A 4,310-nucleotide genomic window follows, 5' to 3' on the forward strand; every position below is an offset into this window, starting at 1 on the left:
CCCCTTCCCCCGCGTCCCCGGCAAGAAAATTCCTGGCAAAACAGACCGTTCTAGGGCATCCCCCACCGCGGCACGATTTGTGAATCACCGGCAGGGAGCGCGCCCCCTCGAATCCGGAGGGATAAAGACTTTCCGTGCTTCGCCGATCAGTGATGGGGCAAAATCCCCACACAAGGCAGGAGAGACCGATGATCGATCTCAACGGGGCTTCCATCTTGGTAACCGGCGGGACCGGCTCATTCGGCAAGGCGTTCGTGCGGTACGTGCTAGAGCACTTCGAACCTCGCCGGCTTATCGTGTTTAGCCGGGACGAACTGAAGCAGTTCCAGATGCAGCAGGAGTTCCGGCATCCCTCCCTTCGCTTCTTCCTCGGCGACGTGCGAGACCGCGAGCGGCTCTACCGGGCGTTCGCCGACGTCGAGTACGTGGTGCACGCGGCCGCCCTCAAGCAGGTGCCGGCGTGCGAGTACAACCCGTTCGAGGCCATCCGCACCAACGTCCTGGGGGCGGAAAACGTGATCAACGCCGCCATCGACTGCGGGGTAAAGAAGGTCATCGCCCTCTCCACCGACAAGGCGGCCTCCGGAGAAGCAGGGATCTTTCGCTGGAGGCGTGTCTCACCGGCTTCGTCGAGGATCCAGACATAGAGACTCCGGGCATGGACATCGATGCCGCAGTAGAAGTCCTGTTCTCCCAGGTGAACGTAAAGACGGGTGACCTCCTCCTTCGCGAGAGGGTTTGAGGGCACCCTGGAGAATAGCCGAGCTCGGCGGCTCCGAGGAGGAGGCCATCAACAGTATCCAACGGCTTGATCGTTCTCTGGTGGGCCAATTTGCACGAAGCACAACAACCAGAGCGGCATATGTCTTTTCTGGCAACGCTACAAACGCGGATCGGCCCAAAAAACTGTTGTAGCCAATTTATTAGTGCAAGGGGCTGAGCATGAGAGAACAAAGCAAAGCTAGCAAACGTAGATTTTCCATTGGATCATTCCACAGCAGATATTTTTGGGGGCACGGCATTGATGTTGGCGGGAAACCAGACCCGCTATCTCAATACACTCACGTCTTCAGAGGGATCAAATCGGTCCGAATATGGGACCTAGATGATGGAGACGGGCAATATTTGGCATCCATTCCTGACAACGCATACGATTTTCTACATTCGAGCCACTGCCTTGAACACATGGACGATCCATACGTAGCACTTCGAAATTGGGTACGAGTCACAAAACCATCAGGGTACATTATAGTTACAGTTCCAGACGAAGACATGTACGAACAAGGGCAATGGCCAAGCAAATTCAACATGGACCACAAACACACATTTACAATCTACAAAACACAATCATGGTGCCCAGCCAGTATAAACGTCCTCGATTTATTGAAATCAGTGGCAGACATTGCCAGAGTTGAAAAAGTCGAACTTATAAGAGACTTTTTTAACCCAAGACTCGCCAACAAGCAAATAGATCAGACCCTCACACCGACAACCGAATGTTCCATAGAATTTATACTTCAAAAATTCCCACCAACTAGAATGTGACACGAATTGATGGCACCGAAACAAGTCACTTCTGGAGCAACTACTACCAACTACAGCGGATTAAGTCGAGGCAGAATCACCACACATTGTATCAGCACGATAGCAATCAAAACATTACATAACCATGCTTACAGGCGAAATTTCTCAGATTGTAATCTATACCAATTAGGGAATACCAAGATGCGTGCCACACTGAAGACAAAAGGTACCAAGCCCATTCCCTCTAACGTGAGCAACCGGCCTCAACTTTTAGAGAGAATGGCTCTACGTCACTTCCACTCGTCAGATTGGGATAAAGCGCTCAAATTGTTACGCCAAGCCCATTCGCTTGCCCCACAAAACCATTCAATTTGCAACAATATTGGCGTCGCATTCTGGGGCAAAAAATCTTACAAGAAGGCCCGCCACTGGTTCTCCAAAGCCATCTCTTTGGCTCCCCAGACAACGAGTTACATAGGCAACTTTGTTAGGTCAGTTATAGAGACCGAAGGATCAACCGCCGCCGTGTCGCAGGCCATCACCCTTCTCCACGGGAAGGCCCACACCCACAAACACGCTTTAGGGGCCATTGTCGACTATCTAGTTCAGAGAGAAGAGCCCCAATTGGCCTTAACACTGTTGTCCAAACTTCATGATTGCCCCGAGAGTGATCCTGACATCCTGTTTCTTTGGACGACAGCATACAAAGCGACCAACCAAATAGATAAGGCCATGGAGCTTGCCAACCACGGTCTTAGCGCCCATCCAGACCACATTCCCCTACTATTGAGGCGTTCTGAACTCTTTTTTCACCTTGAACTGCCCGCAGAAGCCGAGAGAGACGCGCGCAGAGCAATAGAGTTATCAGAGACGAATGCAAATGCTTATTTGGCACTTGGCAACGCCCTCATCAAGCAAAATCGCGTTCAAGAGGCCATCAAAAATTACGAGACAGCCATAAATATCAACCCTTCTTTGGGGAGTGCTCAATGGAATCTAAGTCTAGCCCTATTACTGGCAGGCAGATTTAAGGAAGGTTGGGCAAAATACCACTGGGGGATTTCGCAAAAAAAACGGGACGTTCCCGCCGTTTCGCTTCCTGCGTGGGATGGTTCCACTGTACCCCAAAAAACTATTTTAGTGCGTCACGAACAAGGATTTGGAGATGTCATCCAGTTTGTACGTTTTTTGCCACTTGTCCGCAAAAGATGCGCTTCGCTTTTGTTTGTCTGCCAAAAGGGACTGATCCCTCTACTCGAGAAGTTCCCTGGAGTAGATGAAATATTCTCTGACACAAACGAAGCATTACAGAAGGCCGATTATTTCGTGCCTCTTCTAGATATACCAAAATTTATTTTGAGTGACGAGAACGACATCCCTAGCCGGTCAGGATATATCGAGCCACCTCGAAACTACAAATGCAAGTGGCAGCCTTTTTTTTCCAGTATCAAAGGCCTAAAAATCGGGGTGGTTTGGGCGGGAAACCCCAATCACACGAATGACAAAAACAGAAGCATACACTTTCAGATTTTTCAAAAAATATTTTACGATAAAAATATATTCGTTTTCAGCCTCCAAAAAGGTTCTGCAGCCAAAGATGCCTGCAACTTCAAGCCTGGAAGTACAATATTCCTTGATCTAGGACCTTATATTGAGGATTTTGCTGACACTAGTGCCATCATCAAACACTTAGACTTAGTTATTTGCGTGGACACATCCGTAGCGCATCTCGCTGGAGCCATGGGAAAACAAGTTTGGACGCTATTGCCGTTCGCTCCAGACTGGCGCTGGCAACTCGATAGGGAAGATACTCCGTGGTACAACTCAATGAAGCTTTACAGGCAACCGGCACCAGGAGATTGGGATTCAGTTATAAAACAGGTTGAAAACGATTTGCAAGAGATTATCAAAACAACAAAGGGTCACACCAATGTTGATATACAGTTGTTTCACCAGGCTACTGATGGATACACACAATTGGTAACGGATTTCTGTAGGGCCCTCAGGGCAGGGAACAGGTACCTCACCGAAGCAGTTCTTTTTGAAGTCAAGGTCCTTCAAAATCGAGGGTTGGCCGTTGAGGCTGCGGCTCTTTTGAGAGAAAGCCTGCGTGCCCTTCCGGAAAACACCGATTTACTTCTCGCGCTGGGAGGCGTACTATTGACGCTCAATGAATATGGAGACGCTCTGGATAGCTTCCAAACGGCTATATCTATTGATCCGACAAATTCAGATAATATGATGTGGATCGCTGTAGCACTGGTCAAACATGGGCATTTCAATATAGCAGCAGATATTTTGGACGTCGTCAGGACGTTAGACCCGAATAAATATGAAAAATGCCGCAAAATGCGTCGTGTAATTGATCGGCTAATAGGTTCATCCTGACTCAATCATCACTAACTGATGGGGTGCATTCTGCTGGGGTGCATTCCGCGTTTACCCTAGCCCGGATTATTCATGAGCGGCCTTGATCGAGGCTTTGTTGAGCGGAATCGGGTGCATATTCTGGGGCCTGTGTGGGGTTGCCCGGTTCGCAAGTGAAAGAAAAGCGGCAATGCCGCACATGAATATTGCGTAAAGGTGCAGAAATGGGGGCACCACCCCGGATTTTGGGCAGACCTCTCCTGTCAGCGGGAATCCGAAGAGAAAACAGGCACCGGGGAGTGCCGCCGTCAGACCCGTATCGGAAGACCCCAAGCGGCCCCACAAACGCACGGCGTGGATCGACGAGATCGTGGAGCGCCGCTGGCAGGGGCGCACCCTGCGATTTCGGCGCGTGGTGC

General features: G+C 50.0%; 3 protein-coding genes. All 3 read left to right on the top strand.

Features of this window, described 5'->3' with window-relative positions:
* Positions 1 to 188: 188 nt before the first annotated feature.
* The 3 genes from D6694_14835 to D6694_14845 all read left to right on the top strand — a co-directional run bounded on the left by D6694_14835 (position 189) and on the right by D6694_14845 (position 3,912).
* Complete coding sequence (locus tag D6694_14835) at positions 189 to 647, top strand: NAD-dependent epimerase/dehydratase family protein (protein ID RMH35251.1); 459 nt, start codon at positions 189 to 191, stop codon at positions 645 to 647.
* 295 nt (positions 648 to 942) lie between these two features.
* A complete protein-coding gene (locus D6694_14840; protein RMH35252.1) occupies positions 943 to 1,545 on the top strand; it encodes a class I SAM-dependent methyltransferase in 603 nt (200 codons plus the stop codon).
* Between the two features lie 9 nt (positions 1,546 to 1,554).
* On the top strand, positions 1,555 to 3,912 hold the full coding sequence (locus D6694_14845) for a tetratricopeptide repeat protein (GenBank protein RMH35253.1): 2,358 nt from the start codon (positions 1,555 to 1,557) through the stop codon (positions 3,910 to 3,912).
* Positions 3,913 to 4,310: the final 398 nt, after the last annotated feature.

Source organism: Gammaproteobacteria bacterium (genome assembly GCA_003696665.1).
Classification (GTDB): Bacteria; Pseudomonadota; Gammaproteobacteria; order Enterobacterales.

Bases quoted from the DNA above. Each gene is read 5' to 3' on its own strand.
- D6694_14840 (RMH35252.1), top strand. From the start codon at position 943: ATGAGAGAACAAAGCAAAGCTAGCAAACGTAGATTTTCCATTGGATCA.
- D6694_14835 (RMH35251.1), top strand. From the start codon at position 189: ATGATCGATCTCAACGGGGCTTCCATCTTGGTAACCGGCGGGACCGGC.
- D6694_14845 (RMH35253.1), top strand. From the start codon at position 1,555: ATGGCACCGAAACAAGTCACTTCTGGAGCAACTACTACCAACTACAGC.